Origin of the sequence: Litorivivens sp., assembly GCF_041624475.1 — a bacterium.
Taxonomy (GTDB): Bacteria; Pseudomonadota; Gammaproteobacteria; order Pseudomonadales; family Spongiibacteraceae; genus Litorivivens.
In genome coordinates, this window is record NZ_JBFJUX010000003.1 from 349764 (window position 1) to 366348 (window position 16585).

The 16585-nt window shown below is 56.7% G+C and carries 15 protein-coding genes; 13 read left to right on the plus strand and 2 right to left on the minus strand.

All coding sequences use genetic code 11. The features are described from left to right. The first annotated feature begins 8 nt into the window (after positions 1-8). The 5 genes from ABY734_RS06325 to ABY734_RS06345 all read left to right on the plus strand — a co-directional run bounded on the left by ABY734_RS06325 (position 9) and on the right by ABY734_RS06345 (position 6062). The gene (locus ABY734_RS06325) at positions 9-1169 is read left to right on the plus strand and encodes an acyl-CoA dehydrogenase family protein (protein WP_372778157.1); all 1161 of its coding nucleotides are present in this window, start codon (positions 9-11) and stop codon (positions 1167-1169) included. Then, positions 1166-1954 carry an enoyl-CoA hydratase gene (locus ABY734_RS06330; RefSeq protein ID WP_372778158.1) on the plus strand — a complete coding sequence of 263 codons (789 nt, stop codon included), beginning with the start codon at positions 1166-1168 and terminating at the stop codon, positions 1952-1954. The genes ABY734_RS06325 and ABY734_RS06330 overlap by 4 nt, the downstream gene beginning before the upstream one ends. Further along, positions 1947-3095 carry an enoyl-CoA hydratase/isomerase family protein gene (locus ABY734_RS06335; RefSeq protein WP_372778159.1) on the plus strand — a complete coding sequence of 383 codons (1149 nt, stop codon included), beginning with the start codon at positions 1947-1949 and terminating at the stop codon, positions 3093-3095. Before ABY734_RS06330 ends, ABY734_RS06335 begins: the two co-directional genes overlap by 8 nt. Position 3096: 1 nt before the next feature. Then, positions 3097-3990: a 3-hydroxyisobutyrate dehydrogenase gene (gene mmsB, locus ABY734_RS06340; protein WP_372778160.1), complete on the plus strand. Its 894-nt coding sequence runs from the start codon at positions 3097-3099 to the stop codon at positions 3988-3990. Positions 3991-4307: 317 nt separating this feature from the next. Continuing rightward, positions 4308-6062, plus strand: a complete 1755-nt coding sequence (locus ABY734_RS06345) for a cholesterol oxidase substrate-binding domain-containing protein (protein WP_372778161.1) — start codon at positions 4308-4310, stop codon at positions 6060-6062. A gap of 41 nt (positions 6063-6103) precedes the next feature. Here ABY734_RS06345 and ABY734_RS06350 read toward each other — a convergent pair whose 3' ends face one another. Then, positions 6104-7399 (minus strand): hypothetical protein, encoded by a 1296-nt coding sequence (locus ABY734_RS06350; protein ID WP_372778162.1) that lies wholly within the window; start codon positions 7397-7399, stop codon positions 6104-6106. A 153-nt stretch (positions 7400-7552) separates the two neighbouring features. On the opposite strand from ABY734_RS06350, the gene ABY734_RS06355 reads away from it, so the two are divergent. The 8 genes from ABY734_RS06355 (at position 7553) to ABY734_RS06390 (ending at position 15927) form a co-directional block, all read left to right on the plus strand. After that, complete coding sequence (locus tag ABY734_RS06355) at positions 7553-8416, plus strand: NAD(P)-dependent oxidoreductase (protein WP_372778163.1); 864 nt, start codon at positions 7553-7555, stop codon at positions 8414-8416. A 60-nt stretch (positions 8417-8476) separates the two neighbouring features. Further along, positions 8477-9943, plus strand: a complete 1467-nt coding sequence (locus ABY734_RS06360; RefSeq protein ID WP_372778164.1) for an aldehyde dehydrogenase family protein — start codon at positions 8477-8479, stop codon at positions 9941-9943. Continuing rightward, on the plus strand, positions 9940-10716 hold the full coding sequence (locus tag ABY734_RS06365) for an SDR family oxidoreductase (RefSeq protein WP_372778165.1): 777 nt from the start codon (positions 9940-9942) through the stop codon (positions 10714-10716). The genes ABY734_RS06360 and ABY734_RS06365 overlap by 4 nt, the downstream gene beginning before the upstream one ends. Positions 10717-10852: 136 nt before the next feature. Continuing rightward, a complete protein-coding gene (gene htpG, locus ABY734_RS06370; RefSeq protein WP_372778166.1) occupies positions 10853-12766 on the plus strand; it encodes a molecular chaperone HtpG in 1914 nt (637 codons plus the stop codon). A gap of 120 nt (positions 12767-12886) precedes the next feature. Next, on the plus strand, positions 12887-13912 hold the full coding sequence (locus tag ABY734_RS06375; RefSeq protein ID WP_372778167.1) for an NAD(P)H-dependent glycerol-3-phosphate dehydrogenase: 1026 nt from the start codon (positions 12887-12889) through the stop codon (positions 13910-13912). Next, a complete protein-coding gene (locus ABY734_RS06380; protein ID WP_372778168.1) occupies positions 13912-14391 on the plus strand; it encodes a histidine phosphatase family protein in 480 nt (159 codons plus the stop codon). The genes ABY734_RS06375 and ABY734_RS06380 overlap by 1 nt, the downstream gene beginning before the upstream one ends. Then, positions 14388-15242, plus strand: coding sequence for an alpha/beta fold hydrolase (locus ABY734_RS06385; protein ID WP_372778169.1), 855 nt, complete (start codon positions 14388-14390; stop codon positions 15240-15242). Before ABY734_RS06380 ends, ABY734_RS06385 begins: the two co-directional genes overlap by 4 nt. A gap of 1 nt (position 15243) precedes the next feature. Further along, positions 15244-15927, plus strand: a complete 684-nt coding sequence (locus ABY734_RS06390) for a glutathione S-transferase family protein (RefSeq protein WP_372778170.1) — start codon at positions 15244-15246, stop codon at positions 15925-15927. Here ABY734_RS06390 and folE read toward each other — a convergent pair. Further along, entirely contained in the window at positions 15924-16472 is a 549-nt protein-coding gene (gene folE / locus ABY734_RS06395; protein ID WP_372778199.1) for a GTP cyclohydrolase I FolE, read from the minus strand. The two genes, ABY734_RS06390 and folE, sit on opposite strands and share 4 nt — an antisense overlap. Positions 16473-16585 lie beyond the last annotated feature (113 nt).

Here is a 16585-nt window from a genome sequence, read left to right on the forward strand (position 1 = left end):
AGGGCTCCATGGATTTCGAACTGAATGAAGACCAGCGCGCCTTTCAGGAAACGGCGCGCCAGTTCGCGCAGGATGTCATGGCGCCCAAGGCTGCGGAATGGGACGCAAAGCAGATTTTTCCCAAAGACGTGCTGCGTCAGGCGGGCGAGCTGGGCTTTATGGGGCTGTACACGCCACAATCCGAGGGAGGCATTGATCTGTCTCGTCTCGATTCCGCCATTATTCTGGAAGAGCTGGCGGCGGCCTGCCCCTCTACGGCGGCTTATATCAGCATCCACAATATGGCGCTGAATATGGTGGCGCGCTACGGCAGCGAACAGGTGCGAAGGACTTTCTGCCCCGAGCTGACCACCGGTGAGTTGCTTGCTTCCTACTGCCTAACGGAACCGAATGCGGGTTCCGACGCCGGCAACCTGAAAACCCGCGCAGTGCGCGACGGCGAGATGTACCGGCTGACCGGCAGCAAAGCCTTTATCTCCGGTGCCGGGGATTCTGATGTGCTGGTGGTAATGGCCCGCACCGGTACTGAGGGCCCCAAAGGCATCAGTGCCTTTGCCATTCCCGCTGACGCGCCGGGTATCAGTTATGGCAAAAAAGAAGAGAAAATGGGTTGGAACAGCCAGCCCACTCGCGCCATCAGCTTTGATGAGGTTGCAGTGCCTGTGGCCAATCGTCTGGGCGAAGAGGGGCAGGGTTTTGCCATTGCCATGGAAGGGCTGGACGGGGGGCGAATCAATATCGCGACCTGCTCGATTGGTGCCGCCCAGGCCTGTTTGCAGTTTGCCTTGAGTCATGTGTCTGAGCGTGAACAGTTCGGTCAGCGCATTGCCGAGTTTCAGAACACCCAGTTCAAGCTGGCGGATATGCTTACCGAGCTTGTGGCTGCCCGGCAGATGGTGCGTATGGCTGCTTTCAAACTCGACAGCAATCACTCGGAAAAAACCGCTTACTGTGCCATGGCCAAACGCTTTGCCACCGATGTTGGATTTGAGGTGTGCAATCAGGCCCTGCAATTGCACGGCGGTTACGGTTACATTCGGGAGTACCCGGTGGAGCGTTTTCTGCGCGACAGCCGGGTGCACCAGATTCTGGAAGGCACCAACGAGATCATGCGCGTGATTTTGTCGCGCCGCATTCTGATGGAAGGTATGACGGAGATGCTCAGATGACAAAAAGCCCGACACCGAAACTTAAACTGGAGCGCGACGGCCACGTTGCGATCATTACCATCGACAACCCGGCTGCGAACACCTGGGATGGCGACAGCCTGCCCGGGCTGAAGACGATTGTCGATGGTTTGAATAAAGACAAAGACATCTACGCACTGGTAGTGACCGGCGAAGGCGAGAAATTTTTCTCTGCCGGGGCAGACCTGAAAATGTTCGCCGATGGGGACAAGGACAATGCCCGCAAAATGGCCGATGCCTTTGGCGAAGCCTTTGAAGCCCTTGCGGATTTTCGAGGGGTGGCGATTGCGGCGGTGAACGGTTATGCCATGGGCGGCGGCCTGGAGTTCGCACTGGCCTGCGATATTCGTATTGTGGAAGAGCAGGCGCAGATGGCCTTGCCGGAAGCGCGCGTCGGACTGCTGCCCTGTGCTGGCGGCACTCAGCGTCTGAGCTGGCTGGTGGGCGAGGCCTGGGCAGCGAAGATGATTCTTTGCAACGAGCGAATCAACGCGGCGACTGCTGAGAAAATCGGCTTGGCCCAGGAAGTGGTTCCCAAAGGCGAATCGCTCAAGCGTGCAGTGGAGCTGGCGCATCAGGTCGCCAAGCAGAGCCCGTCCAGTGTTGCGGCTTGCAAGAAGCTGATTCGCGGCGCTCGAGAGCGCGCCATGAACCCGCAATTGCCGCTGGAACGCGAGTTGTTTGTCGATTTGTTCGATACCCAGGATCAGGTGGAAGGGGTGCAGGCCTTTCTCGATAAACGTGAACCGGAGTGGAAAAATGCCTGAGCCCGGCCCCGTTATTTTTGAGGAAGTGGACGCCGCCAACGGCAAAGCTATTGGTGTGATAACCCTCAGCGTCGAGAAAACCCTTAACTCTCTGACCCTGCCAATGGTTGATTTGATGCTGGCCCAGTTACAGGACTGGCAGCACGACGATCGCATTGCCGCGGTCTGGCTGCAGGGTACTGGCGAGAAGGCCTTCTGTGCTGGCGGCGACGTTCAGGAACTTTATCGTTCGGCGACCAAAACCCCTGGCGGCCCCTGTGTGGAGGCGGAAACTTTTTTCGAGCGCGAATATCGCCTCGATTACCTGCTTCATATTTATCCCAAGCCGGTGGTGTGTTGGGGCGACGGCATTGTTATGGGCGGCGGCCTGGGTCTGTTTATGGGCTGCAGCCATGCGATTGTTACCGAGAAAACCCGCATTGCCATGCCGGAAATCACCATTGCCCTCTACCCGGATGTGGGGGGCACCTGGTTTCTGAATCGCATGCCGGGCAAAACCGGTTTGTTTGTGGCACTGACTGCAGCCTCCATCAATGCCGCGGATACGCTTTATGCTGGCATGGCGCGTTACTTTGCCCTGCGGGCCCGCAAAGCGGAGATTTTTGACCTCGTCAAAGGGCTGGACTGGAAAGCTGATGATGCCGCTAACAAGAATCTGCTAACAGAAACGCTGAAATCACACACTGCTGCCAGGGCGACGCAGGAAGATGGCAGTGAGCTGGTCAGTGCGATTGCCGAGCACCGAGAGCTGATCGATCGGGTGTGCAGTGCCAGCGATCTGGAAACGGTGGTTAACAATATTCTCGCTATTGAGTCTGATGACAAGTGGCTGGAGAAAGCCAAGGCCAGTCTGGCCCACGGCTCGCCCATCACCGCGCACAATATCTGGCAGCAGCTCAAGCGCGGCGAAGCCCTGTCACTTGAAGAGGTTTTCCAGTTCGAGTTAATGCTGTCGACTACCGTCGTACGTCACCCAGAATTTGCCGAAGGCGTGCGCGCCTTGCTGATCGATAAGGACAAAAACCCCAGGTGGATCTATCCCTCAGTTGAGGAAGTCCCGGCAGAGCTGATTGAGCAATTTTTCACACCGCCGTGGCCGCAAAATCCGCTGGCGGATATCGCCGAACTGAAGAGGGCCTGACATGAGCACAGTTGCATTTATCGGTCTGGGAAATATGGGTGGCCCGATGGCGATCAATCTCGCCAAGGCTGGCCATAGCGTCACAGCCTTTGATCTTTCAGATAAGGCGCTGGCGGCGGTTAAAGCTGAAGGCGTTAATACTGCCTCGTCGGCACGGGCCGCGATCGAGGGTGTCGACGCCGTTATTTCCATGCTGCCCGCCGGCCAGCATGTGTTGTCAGTTTATCTGGACGAGACTAACGGCATTCTTAAATCTTTGCCCAAAGGCGCACTGGTTCTGGATTGCTCCACCATTGATGCAGAAAGTGCCCGCGAATTGGCAGCAGCTGGTACAGAGTTGGGAATTGGCGTGATGGATGCGCCAGTCTCTGGCGGTGTTGCTGCAGCGCAGGCGGGAACGCTGAGCTTTATGTGCGGTGGCAAGACTGACGATTTTGAACGCGCCCGAGCGATCCTGGCGGGCATGGGCAAGAATATTTTTCACGCGGGCGATCATGGCGCGGGGCAGGTTGCCAAAATGTGCAACAACATGCTGCTGGCGATCCATATGATTGGCACAAGCGAGGCTCTGCAGCTGGGTGCCAACAATGGCCTCGATCCGAAAGTGCTGTCCGAGATCATGCTGGCTAGCTCCGGGCGCAACTGGTCGCTGGAGGTCTACAATCCCTATCCAGGCGTGCAGGAGAACTCCGCTGCGAGTAAGGGTTACCAGCCGGGCTTTATGGTGGACTTGATGATCAAGGACCTGGGGCTTGCGATGGAAAACAGTATTTCCAGTAAAAGCTCGGTGCCGCTGGGTTCTCTGGCCCGTAGCCTCTATACGGCCCACGGTCTGGCTGGAAACGGACAGAAGGATTTCTCGAGTATTCTCAATCTGTTTCGCACCAACGATTAGATGCCATCACTGCGGCCTCCTGCCGGCTTTGCCCGAGCATACCGAGGCCGTACTCCTACCAAACCCACCCACCTATGCGCAGGGAAGGCTGCGGCTTAATAGCTGCTACTTAACCGGTTTCCAGGGCATGCCTGCCAGCCGCCGGGCTTAGCCAGTACCTCCGCGACACCACTTACCGTGTCGCGATCAATTTGCCGATTACAGCACTGTTTTGAAAAGCTGCGTAAATTTTCTGTCGCTTTTTGCGGACAAACCTATTATTTTTTTAGAACTATAAAAATGTACCACCAATAACAAAAATAGTTGTAAGGGGAAGTATGTCTTCTGATAACTCTCCTCAGGCAAAGCCTGAGCTGTCTCGCCGCCGTTTTCTGAAAAGTTCCGCAATTGTTTCTGCTGCCGCCTGGGTTCCGGCCTTTCGCGTGGGAATCGCTGAGGCGAGCGACTGTGTGCCGCCACCGAACCTGCCTGCGCATCTGAATGTGTTCAAACAGGGTTTTGAGAACTGGTCCAAGGGCATCGTTATCGATTCCCTCTGGACCTGCGCACCGCGTTCAGCGCAGGAGTGTGTTGATCTTGTGAACTGGGCCGCGGCGCAGGGCTGGCAGGTACGCCCACGTGGCGCAATGCATAACTGGTCGCCCATTCACGTAACTCCCGATATGGACTGTCAGACTCAGGTGATTCTGCTGAATACGGTCGACTACCTGGCCAATATCAGCATGGATTATGGCTGGGCGCTGCCGGCTGTGCGGGCCCAGGCGGGCGTGTATATGGAAGATCTGCTGGGCTTTGTCGAAGCCCACAACCTGGGGATGACGGCCGTGCCTGCACCGGGGGATGTCACTGTTGGCGGTGTGCTGGCAGTGGATGCTCACGGTACGGCGGTCCCAGCTGTTGGCGAGCAGCGTGCGCCGGGTCACAGCTATGGCAGTCTGTCGAATCTTGTGCTGGAAGTCACCGTTGTGGCCTGGGACAAAAAGGCCAACGCCTATACTCTGCAAACCATCGATCGACGCGACCGCGATGCGGCTGCGGTGATCACCAACCTCGGCCGGGTGCTGGTGGTGGAGGCTGTCTTCCAGCTTGGTGAAAATCAAAAGCTGCGCTGCCAGAGCTTCACTGATATTCACGTGGACGAGCTGCTGGGGCCGCCGGAATCTAATGGCCGCACGGTTGCGCACTACCTTGATAAGGCCGGGCGCATGGAAGTCATCTGGTTTCCTTTTACCGACAAGCCCTGGCTGAAAGTGTGGAGTGTGGCCCCGCAAAAACCACTGTTTTCACGTGAAGTGACCGAACCCTATAACTACCCCTTCTCGGACAATATGCCCGATGAAATTGAAGAAATGGCGCGTTCCCTGACACGTGACAACAAAGCGTCGACGCCATTGTTTGGACAGATGATGTACAACGTCACCACCGCCGGTCTGGCCGCAACGCAATCGGGTGATATTTGGGGTGAGTCAAAGAACACGCTGCTCTATATCAAGCCGTCTACGCTGCGTATTGAAGCCAGCGGCTATGCGGTGCTCACACGGCGCAGTAATGTGCAGCGCGTGATTCATGACTTTGCCGAAAAATTTAAAGACATGGTGGCGGCCTACGAGGCGATGGGCGAATATCCCATCAATATGCCAGTGGAGATTCGGGTCACCGGTCTCGATCAGCCCGATGAGGTCGATGGTATTTCGGCTGAGGCGCCGATGCTGTCGGCCATTCGCCCGGTCGAGCAGCACCCGGAATGGGACGTGGCGGTGTGGTTCGATTGCCTGAGCTTCGTCGGTACCGATATGTCACACGCCTTCAATGCCGAAATGGAGCAGTGGCTGCACAGCCGCTTCAAGGGTGACGAGGCCATGGTCAGGCCGGAGTGGTCTAAAGGTTGGGCCTACCGGCCCGAGGCCGCGTGGACGGATACGGATTATCTGTCGCGTGTAATTCCCAAAGGGCACTGCGATGGTCGGCCCCAAAGTTCAGGGTGGAACGCGGCGATCAGATGTCTGGATAAATTTGATCCACTGCGGGTTTTCACCAACGACTTTATCGACGCTCTGATGCAGCAGCGCTAATCAATCGGCCGGGCGCGAACCGCCCGGCAAATCATCGCTGTTTAGCGGTATTGGTAGCTGTGAATACTCGCATCGTGGTCCCACAAATCCTCGCCGGCCACCAGCGCCGTGTAATCGGACGGTGCAGGGGGCTGGTTGGCTTCATCAATCAGAATATCCCAGGCCAGCACGGCTTTACCATCGGCTTCCGGGCAGTCTGCCAGGGGCTGACAAACAGCCTTGCCATTCACCGCGGCGACCGGGGCCGACAGGCCGATATCCGGACGCTTGATCAGTAAGCCCAGCACGCCCAGCGCTTCATCTTCCAGAGCTTCACAGTCTTCAATCCAGAAACGGCCGTGGCTGTCACTGAGTTTAGCGGTGCCGAATTTTACATACTCCTGCGGCAGGTAGGGATCGACCTGCAGTAGTTTCAGGATCGCCTCCATATCATCGCCGGCAATGCCCATCACGCGGCGCAAGCGGTGAATATAGACAGGTGCCATGGCGCGCCATTGTTCAGCAGTCATGCTCCAGGCCGCTTCCTCGCCGTGATCGCGCATGATGGAGGTATAGCAGGCTCGCTGCAGCAGGTGAACGTCCAGCGAAAACTCCTTGCACTGCCGGGCCAGTACCGGATGCGCCAGATCTTCCAGCCTAAAGTCGGGTTTCAGCGGACCGCTGTAATCCATCATGCCATCGTCGGCAGAGTCGATGGGGGCAAATTCAAAACTGGCGGCGCGTGATTGTTTTACCTGCGGCAGTACCTCACAGTCTTCCACCAGAATCAGATCGTCCCCGAGAAAGACCTCCCAGCGGCAGGGGCCCTCTGCTGGTACTTCACCGTGGGGCGGGCGGAATATCGGGCGGCAGCGGGCACGCTGGTTTACGGCCATGACTGTGGCATCGAAGGTCGGATCTTCCATGTGGTGGCAGATCTGGGTTTCGGATTTCGGGTCCGCATTGGTCAGGCGACGTACGTGGTTATAAGCGCCGCAGTAGGGCAGCCAGAACTGCCCTTTTTCGGGTGACTGCAGGGCAAAGTGAAACTGCAGGAAGGTGTGGGGCGCGCCAATGTCGAACTGAAAGGCCTTGAGAATGGTTTCCACATTATCGCCACCGATATTGAGCAGCGTGCGGTTGCGGTAATTGTAGATTGGGCTTGAGCCCATCCACTCGTCACAGGCTGCCTGGGTCTGGGCGCTCATGCCGTAGGTCATGGCCAGTTGCGGCATGATGGCCCGATCGTGAATATGGTTGGCCAGCATGACTTCGCGTCCGTACCAGGCAAGGGTCGAGTGGTCCAGATCGGTCAGCTTGAAATCCGGGCGGTAATCACCGCTATAGTCTGCTTTCATGTCTTTATTATCCGCGTGTGGAGTGGCTGGCTGATTCTGCGTATTAAGGTAACAGGTATTGACCATATATTAAAATGGATATTTACTAAAATTGCTTTTGTATGCTAGCGTGTCCGGGAGTTCCAGCGCACAACAACGATAAGGTAAATCAGAATGACTCAAGTGGGATATATCGGTCTGGGCAATATTGGCAAGCCCATGTGCTCCGTGCTGATAAAAAACGGGGCCGAGAAGGGCATTCAGGTAACGGTGTTTGATGTAGTTGCAGAGCCCGTGGCTGAAATGGCCGAGTTGGGAGCGAAGGCTGCTGATTCCGTTGCCAGTCTTGCCGCCGAGTGCGACGTGATCGGTGTCTGTGTTCGCGATGACAAGGACGTGGATGCCATTCTCTACGGTGACGAGGGCATGCTAACCAATGGCCGTTCCGGTGCCGTTATCGCAATTCACAGTACCGTGACCCGAACCAACATGCTTCGCTGGGCCAAGGATGCGGCAGAGTTTGATATTCACGTGATCGATGCACCGATTACCGGTGGTGCCTCTGGCGCGGCAGACGGCAGCCTGTGCATTATGGTGGGCGCTGAGGAAGCCGCATTGGGAAAAGCCCTGCCGATGCTGGAGTGTACTTCGAAACGCGTAGTACATGGCGGCGAAGTGGGCTCCGGCGTGGTCTTGAAACTGGCCAATAACCTGATGACCTATGCCGCCTTTACCGCTGTCAGCGAGGGTGTCGCACTGATGAAAAAGGCGGGCCTTAACCCAGAAGATCTGTACGCAGTTGGCGACGTCAACGGCATTATCACGCCATCGGCCAAGCAGTTTATCACCGGCCGTGAAGGGTTGTTGGCTGGCTGTACCGAAGAGCAGATGGACGAGTTTTTTGGCCCCTTTGCCGGGCTGGGAGAAAAAGACCTCGATCACGCGCTGGCACTTTGCCGAGAGCTGAACCTGGAGCTGCCGGCGACCGAGACGGTTAGAAAGAATATTCGCCAGACCTTTTTGAAAGGACAGGCTTAGCATTTAGCAGCATATGACTCGGGCGCCCGGCGCCTACCTATCGAAAAAGGATCCTCTTTTATGACGCAACCGACTTACGGTGAGCAGCGCCTCTACATCAATGGCGAGCTCGTTGACGCCGATCAGGGCCGCACTTATGAGAATATCAACCCGGCGACCGAAGAAGTCATCGGTGTTGCCGCCGATGCCAGCCTCACCGATGCCGAGGCTGCTTTGGCGGCGGCGCGGCAGGCGTTTGATTCAAGCGATTGGGCCAGCAATCACGGGCTGCGTTTAAAAGTACTTCGGCGCTTTGTGGAAGTGATGCAGGAAAATATCGAGGAACTGCGCCAAGCCTCCCAGCGCGAAGTCGGTGCGACCCGCTGTTTTGCTCTCGGGCCCCAATGTGACGGCCCGGTTTCCATGGCCAGCTGGCCGCTGGACTACTTGGAACGTTTCCAGTGGGAGCGGGAGATCGGTGAGTACGAGGTAATGGGGGTAAAAAGCAAACGCATCGTCTGGAAAGAAGCGGCAGGAGTGGTGGCGGCCATTACGCCCTGGAACTTCCCGATCCAGATCAATCTGGCCAAGTGTATGCCGGCGCTGGCGGCAGGTTGCACCGTCGTTTTGAAAGCGGCACCGGACACGCCCTGGACCTCGAGCCTGCTGGGACGCTACGCCAAAGAAGCGGGCTTTCCTGCCGGGGTCTTTAATGTGCTGACTGCCTCTGACCCGGCTGAAATCGGTAATTTCCTGACGACCGACCCGCGCGTCGATGTGGTGTCCTTTACTGGCTCAACAGCGGTCGGCAAGCACATCATGAAAAATGCAGCCGACACGGTGAAGCGAGTTTTTCTTGAGTTGGGTGGCAAGTCAGCCATGGTGATTCTCGACGACGCCGATCTGGCCAGCTCCCTGTTCGGCGTATTTTCCATTGGCGCCCACGCGGGTCAGGGCTGCGCGATCACCACGCGCCTATTGATTCCGAAATCGAAGCAGGCCGAAGCCGAAGAGCTGTTGAAATCCTATATCGGTATGCTGGGCTACGGTGATCCGGAGAGCGAGGCCGATATGATGGGTCCGCTGATCAATGCGAAGCAGCGCGCCCGGGTGCTGGCCTATATCGAGAAGGGCAAGGAAGAGGGGGCTCGCCTGCTGCTAGGCGGCGGTCGTCCGGCCCATCTCGACAAGGGCTATTATGTTGAACCCACCGTGTTCGTCGACGTGGACAACAGCATGACCATTGCCCAGGAAGAAATTTTTGGCCCGGTACTGGCGGTGATTGCCTATGAGGATGAAGCGGATGCCCTGCGTATCGCCAACGACTCCCCCTACGGTCTGTCGGGTGCGGTCTATTCCGCCAGCGAAGAGCGCGCCCTGAATTTTGCCCGCAAGGTACGCACCGGCACCATGAACGTTAACGGCGGCAACTTCCTCGGGCCCGATGCGCCCTTTGGCGGCTACAAGGAAAGTGGCGTCGGCCGGGAAATGGGGCCGGAAGGCTTTGAAGAGTATCTGGAAACCAAAACGGTGGCGATTGGAGTATGAGTCAGTCGATCGAAAACCACGTCTATGTGGTGACCGGCGCGTCCCGGGGCTTTGGTCTGGCCATCGCCAAAGAGCTGGTCAGTCGTGGCGCCAGGGTCGGCTTGCTGGCGCGGGACGAGGCGAAGCTGGCGGAAGCCGTCGCTGAGCTGGGTGATGACAAAGCTCATGCTTTTTTGGCCGATGTCACTGACTCGGATGCTGTAACAAAAGCCATTGTGGCGGTGTCTGAGTATTTTGGGCGGCTCGACGGGTTGATTAACAATGCCGGAGTTGCCAAACCGGGCTTGGTTGAACAGTACAGCGATGAGGATATTCGTGCCCAGCTGGACATTAATATTGCCGGTGTAATTTATGCCTGTCGGGCGGCGATTCCGCTGCTGCAGGGCTCGCCCAACCCGCGTATCGTCAATATCAGCTCCGCCAGCGCGTTTCACCACGACGAGATGTTGGGGCTGTCTCTTTACGCAGCGAGCAAGGCTGCGGTCGAGCGTTTGACTCGTGATCTGCGGCGGGAGATGCAGGAGAAGGATATCGGCGTTACCCTGCTGCGGCCGGGTGCGGCGGCGACGGAATTTGCCGCGGGCTGGGATTTTGACAAGCTCAAATCCGGAATCGATTTGTGGCACAAGCGCTGTGGGCCGCATATGGATTTTGGGATGGATGTCTGCCACGTCGCTGAGGCGGTGGCCTTTTGCCTCGGCATGGATCCTGGGGTGTCGGTCGATGAGCTGGAAATCAGGCCTAATCGCCTGATGGACAAGATCCGACTGTAAGCCCGATGCTACAGGGGCCTGTTCCACGGGCTCCTTTTTGCCTCCGGCCTTTTTCGGGGGCTTGAATTCACTGCCTCAGCCCCCATATCCCCCTCACTAACTCTTTTTACCTTATAACAGAGATCGAGGGCCCTTTATGTCTGCCACGTCTGCCACCGCTGCAAAGGAAACCATGGGCTTCCAGACGGAAGCCAAGCAACTCCTGAAATTGATGATCCACTCCTTGTACAGCAACAAGGAAATCTTCCTGCGAGAACTGATATCAAACGCTTCGGACGCTGCTGACAAACTGCGCTTTGAATCGCTTGAAGCCCCTGAGCTGCTTGAAGAAGACCCGGATCTAAAAATTACCGTGGTGACCGATAAAGACGCCAAGACCATTACCATCACCGATAACGGCATCGGCATGTCGAAGGACGAGGTTATCCAGAACCTGGGTACCATCGCCCGCTCAGGCACCGCGGAATATCTGAAAAACCTCACCGGCGACAAGAAAAAAGACGCCCAGTTGATCGGTCAGTTCGGGGTTGGTTTCTATTCGGCCTTTATCGTGGCCGACCGGGTTGAGGTCTTTACCCGCCGCGCCGGCCTGTCGGCCAGCGAAGCGGTTCACTGGGAGTCCACAGGCGAGGCGGATTTCTCGATCGAGCCGGTAGAGCGCGCCGAGCGCGGCACTCAGGTGGTGCTGCATCTGCGCGATGACTCGCTGGAGTTTGCCGACGACTGGCGTGTGCGCTCGGTGATCAAAAAATACTCCGACCACATCTCGCTGCCGGTGATGATGTACAAGTCTCAAACCGAAGAGCAGATCAAGGAAGGTGCGCTGCCTGAGCTGGAAGCCATTAACGAGGCGACTGCCCTGTGGGTGCGCAATCGCAGTGAGGTTAAGGACGAAGAATACATCGAGTTTTACAAGCATATTTCCCACGATTTTAATGAGCCGCTCACCTGGAGCCATAACAAGGTCGAAGGCAAACTCGAGTATTCCAGCCTGCTCTATATTCCTGAAAAGGCGCCCTTTGATCTGTGGAACCGCGATGCCAATCGCGGGGTGAAGCTCTACGTACAGCGCACCTTTATCATGGACGAGGCGGAACAGTTCCTGCCGCTGTACCTGCGCTTTGTAAAAGGTGTGGTGGACTCCAATGATCTGTCATTGAATGTCTCGCGAGAGATTCTGCAGAAAGACCCCAACGTCGATTCCATGAAGGCGGCGTTGACCAAGCGTGTACTCGACATGCTGGAAAAACTGGCGAAAAAAGATGCGGACAAGTATCAAACCTTCTGGAAAACCTTTGGTCAGGTATTGAAAGAGGGGCCTGCAGAAGATTTCACCAATCGCGAAAAAATAGCCAAATTGCTGCGCTTTGCCACCACCCACGACAATAAGCCTGAGCAGACCCACTCGCTGGACGACTATATCGCTCGTATGAAAGAGGGGCAGAAGGATATTTTCTACGTGGTGGGCGAGTCTCATGTGATGGCCAGCAACAGCCCACACCTGGAAGTGTTCCGCAAGAAAGGCATTGAAGTGCTGCTGCTTTCCGATCGTGTTGACGACTGGCTGATGAATCAGTTGGGCGAGTACGACGGCAAGCAGTTCAAGGACGTAGGTCGCGGCGAGCTGGATCTGGGTGAGCTGGACGCGGAAGAAGAGAAGAAAGAAAAGGAAAAGCTGGCCAAGGAACACAAGGATCTGGTGGAGCGGGTGCAGGGTATTCTCGAGGGCAAGGTACAGGAAGTGCGTGTTACCAACCGCCTGACCGACTCCCCGGCCTGTCTGGTTGTGGGTGACTACGATCTGGGCATGCAGATGAAGCGCATTCTGGAGCAGGCCGGTCAGGACGTGCCCGACAGCAAGCCGATTTTTGAGCTTAACCCTGAGCATCCGCTGGTGCAGAAGCTGGACAAGGAAACCGACGAGGATCGTTTTGGCGATCTGGTGGAGATCCTGTTTGACCAGGCGCATCTGGCTGAAGGTGCCGATATTGACGATCCCAGCGCCTATATCCGCAAGCTGAATAAGCTGCTTCTGGAGCTGTCCCGCTAGGCATCTCGCTATAGTGGTTCCCGCCTGCAGCGGTGTTGCAGGCGGGAACCTGGCCTGCGAATAAATCCCCAATTCCCTGTGGTAGACTGCCTGCCACAGCGGCAGAGTTAAGAATAAATTATGTCCGAGAAGTCCTATCGTGTTGCCGTACTCGGCGGCGGCAGTTTCGGTACCGCCATCGCCAATATTGTGGCTGACAACGGTCATGCGGTGCAGCTTTGGTTGCGCAGTGAAGAGCGGGCCCTTGAAATCAACCAGCATCAGGTCAATGAAACCTATTTGCCGGGAGTCGCCCTGAACCCGTCGTTGCGGGCGACCACCGATCTGGCGAAAGCCGTTCAGGCCGCCGATGTTGTCTTTATGGCGGTGCCCAGCAAATCCTGTCGGGAAGTGTCACGAACTCTGGCGGGGCTGCTCAGTGATGACTGCATACTGATCAGTACCACCAAGGGTATTGAGGCCGATGGCGATGATTTCAAGCTGATGAGTCAGGTGATTCATGAAGAGCTGCCCAATGCCCGTCTGGGTGTAATGAGCGGCCCCAACCTGGCCAAGGAGCTGGCTGAGCGACAGATCACCGCCACCGTAGTTGCCAGTCGGGACAGCGAGGTGACCGATACCATTCAGCGCTTGTTACAGTGCAGTTACTTTCGCGTTTACGCCGGTGAAGATACCTTTGGTCTTGAATTGTGTGGTGCGCTTAAAAATGTCTACGCCATTTGCTCCGGCATTGCCGCTGCCATGGGCGTGGGCAGCAACACTCAGAGTGTCCTGATAACCCGATCGCTGGCCGAGATGTGTCGCTTCGCGGTGAAAAAAGGCGCAGACCCCATGACCTTTATGGGGCTGGGCGGCGTCGGCGATCTGTTTGTCACCTGTACTTCGCCACTGAGTCGCAACTATCGGGTTGGCTATGCGTTGGGGCAGGGTAAGGATCTGGATGCGGTCGTGGCTGAACTGGGTCAGGTGGCAGAAGGGGTGAATACGCTCAAGCTGCTGTATGCCCAGGCTGAGGAGTTAGAAGTGCATATGCCGCTTGCACGGGGTCTTTACGCCATTATCTATAACGGACAATCCTTGGATGAGGTGGTCGCGACCATGATGAGCGCCGATCAGACCCGGGATGTAGATTTCAGTCTGCGCTGATGGAATGCGTTTTCATTCGTCACGGTGAGGCCTCCATGCGGGCAAACAGTGACCGCGAGCGCTGTCTCACCCCTGGCGGTCTTTCTCAGGTCAAGGCGGCGGCGACCTGGCTGAGCGCCCACTGGCAACCACAGCAAATTCTTGTCAGCCCTTACGCCCGGGCGCAGCAGACTGCCGAAGCTTTTGCACCTCATTATCCGAATACAAATTCGCAAAACAGCGAAGCGCTGACACCGGATGTGTCATTGGAAAGGCTTGAAGAAGCGATCGCTCAGACCGACGCAGAGCGTCTGCTTTTGATCGGCCACAATCCGCTGTTCAGTCATGCGTTGACGTGGTTCTGTGGCGATGAGCTTCGAGAAGTGATGGCGCCAGCCAGTATGGCGTTGATTGAATTGCCTGTTGTGGCCGCTGGTGTAGGCCGCCTGCGCTGGCTGCGACATGCCCCAAATTACCAGACAATTGCGAGCTGCCAGTGAGTGTACAGGAAAAAGTTTTTGATATTGACGGCTTGAAAGTGTGTGGGCGCTGGTGGCCGGGAGATGCTGGGTCGACAGAGCCGGTGCTGGCGGTGCATGGCTGGCTCGATAATGCGGCCAGTTTTAACGCACTGGGCGAGGCGGGTTTGCCACTGCTGGCCCTTGATATGCCCGGCAATGCGCTCAGCGATGACCGACCCGCGCATGCCACCTACAATATCTGGGACGACCTGCCGGTACTGTTGGCGGTGGCGGATCAGATGGGCTGGGAGCAATTCAATCTGCTGGGCCATTCGAGAGGGGCGATGATGTCGATGCTATTGGCTGCCAGTTGTCCGGAGCGGGTCAAACGTTTGGTCTGCCTTGACGGCCTGGTGCCGATGGCTGTTTCCATCGATCAGTCCCCAAAGCAACTGGGTGACTTCCTGCGTGATGCTAAAGCGCTTTCTACCAAGCCTGGCAAAGTCTACCCAACACTGGATGAGCTTATCGCGCTGCGTCAGCGCACAACCGGCATGAGCGAAGCCGCGACCCGGGTGCTGGCCGAGCGCGGCGCAAAGGCGGTGACGGGTGGTTGGCTCTGGCGAGCCGATCAGCGGCTAAAGGGCGCTTCGGCGTTCAAGTTGTCGACAGCGCATATTGAGGCTTTTCTGAAGGCACTGATGCCGCCGGTATTGTTGATTGTCGCGGAAAAGGGCTACGCCCAGTTTCCGGAGCTTAATGAATTGATCCGTCTGATTCCGCAATGTCAGCTTGAAAGCCTGCCGGGGGGCCACCACTTTCACATGGAGGATGGCGCGGCTACTATTGCCAAGCTGATCCTCGAGTTTTTGGCACAGGAGAAGGGCTAACATGATCGAGTTGTATACTGCAGCGACTCCCAATGGCTGGAAGGCCTCCATCGCGCTGGAAGAGCTGGGCTTGCCCTATGAGCTCAAGGCTATTGCGCTGGACAAGAACGAACAGAAAACGCCAGAGTTTCTCGCGATCAATCCCAACGGTCGTATTCCCGCGATTATTGACCGCGATGCGGATATCACGGTATTTGAATCCGGTGCGATTTTGCAGTATCTCGCGGAGAAAACCGGCAAGCTGATGCCCACCGACCCGAAGGGAAAGTACAGTGTTATTCAGTGGCTGATGTTCCAAATGGGCGGTGTCGGCCCAATGCAGGGACAGGCCAATGTGTTTTACCGCTATTTTCCGGAAAAGATTCAGCCTGCCATTGACCGCTATCAGCACGAAACTCGTCGATTGTACGAAGTGCTGGACGGACGCTTAAAAGGGCGCGACTGGCTGGCGGATGATTACAGTATTGCCGATATCGCCAATTTCACCTGGGTGCATGTGCACTTCTGGGCGGGCGTGGAAGTCGAGGGACTGGATAACCTGCAGGCCTGGATGGAGCGGATGCGCGTGCGACCGGCGGTACAGAAAGGCCTGAACGTGCCGCCGCCTGCGGTTGATCTGTCACAGGCGTCGGACGAAGAGGCAAAGAGATTTGCGGAAAAAGCTGCAGATATGCTGACCCGCTAGCGGCTGCCGGATATCAGAGACAGAAACTCCTGGCGGGTTGCCTGATTATTCTGGAACTCGCCGAGCATGGCGGAGGTGCGCATGATGGAATTTTGCTTTTCCACACCGCGCATCATCATGCACATGTGTTTGGCTTCGATGATGACGCCGACACCGGCGGCGTTGGTGACTTCCTGAACGGTTTGCGCGATCTGGGTGGTCAGCTGCTCCTGGATCTGCAGGCGGCGGGCGAACAGGTCGACAATCCGAGCGACCTTGGACAGGCCCAGAACTTTGCCTGACGGAATGTAGGCGACATGGGCCTTGCCGATAAAGGGCAGCAGATGGTGCTCACACAGCGAGTAGAGCTCGATATCCGAGACAATCACCATCTCGTTGCAGTCGGATTCAAACAGCGCGTTGTTTACAACGTCATCCACCTTGCGGCGGTAGCCTTCGGTCAGAAACTGGAAAGCCTTGGCGGCGCGTTTGGGTGTGTCGACAAGCCCGTCCCGCTCCAGGTCTTCTCCCACACTTTTGATGATTTCGGCAAAGGCTTTTTCCACTGTACTGTCCGACGGCTGATCAAAGGGAAAGCGATGGTAGCAAAAGCGTACAGGGCTGACCATTACTGTCCGGTTAGCTGCGCGGGTTTGCCGGTATAAAATAGAGTAAACTG

Bases quoted from the DNA above. Each gene is read 5' to 3' on its own strand.
- ABY734_RS06335 (WP_372778159.1), top strand. From the start codon at position 1,947: ATGCCTGAGCCCGGCCCCGTTATTTTTGAGGAAGTGGACGCCGCCAAC.
- htpG (WP_372778166.1), top strand. From the start codon at position 10,853: ATGTCTGCCACGTCTGCCACCGCTGCAAAGGAAACCATGGGCTTCCAG.
- ABY734_RS06375 (WP_372778167.1), top strand. From the start codon at position 12,887: ATGTCCGAGAAGTCCTATCGTGTTGCCGTACTCGGCGGCGGCAGTTTC.
- mmsB (WP_372778160.1), top strand. From the start codon at position 3,097: ATGAGCACAGTTGCATTTATCGGTCTGGGAAATATGGGTGGCCCGATG.
- ABY734_RS06350 (WP_372778162.1), bottom strand. From the start codon at position 7,399: ATGAAAGCAGACTATAGCGGTGATTACCGCCCGGATTTCAAGCTGACC.
- ABY734_RS06390 (WP_372778170.1), top strand. From the start codon at position 15,244: ATGATCGAGTTGTATACTGCAGCGACTCCCAATGGCTGGAAGGCCTCC.
- ABY734_RS06330 (WP_372778158.1), top strand. From the start codon at position 1,166: ATGACAAAAAGCCCGACACCGAAACTTAAACTGGAGCGCGACGGCCAC.
- ABY734_RS06355 (WP_372778163.1), top strand. From the start codon at position 7,553: ATGACTCAAGTGGGATATATCGGTCTGGGCAATATTGGCAAGCCCATG.
- ABY734_RS06360 (WP_372778164.1), top strand. From the start codon at position 8,477: ATGACGCAACCGACTTACGGTGAGCAGCGCCTCTACATCAATGGCGAG.
- ABY734_RS06380 (WP_372778168.1), top strand. From the start codon at position 13,912: ATGGAATGCGTTTTCATTCGTCACGGTGAGGCCTCCATGCGGGCAAAC.
- ABY734_RS06365 (WP_372778165.1), top strand. From the start codon at position 9,940: ATGAGTCAGTCGATCGAAAACCACGTCTATGTGGTGACCGGCGCGTCC.
- ABY734_RS06325 (WP_372778157.1), top strand. From the start codon at position 9: ATGGATTTCGAACTGAATGAAGACCAGCGCGCCTTTCAGGAAACGGCG.
- ABY734_RS06345 (WP_372778161.1), top strand. From the start codon at position 4,308: ATGTCTTCTGATAACTCTCCTCAGGCAAAGCCTGAGCTGTCTCGCCGC.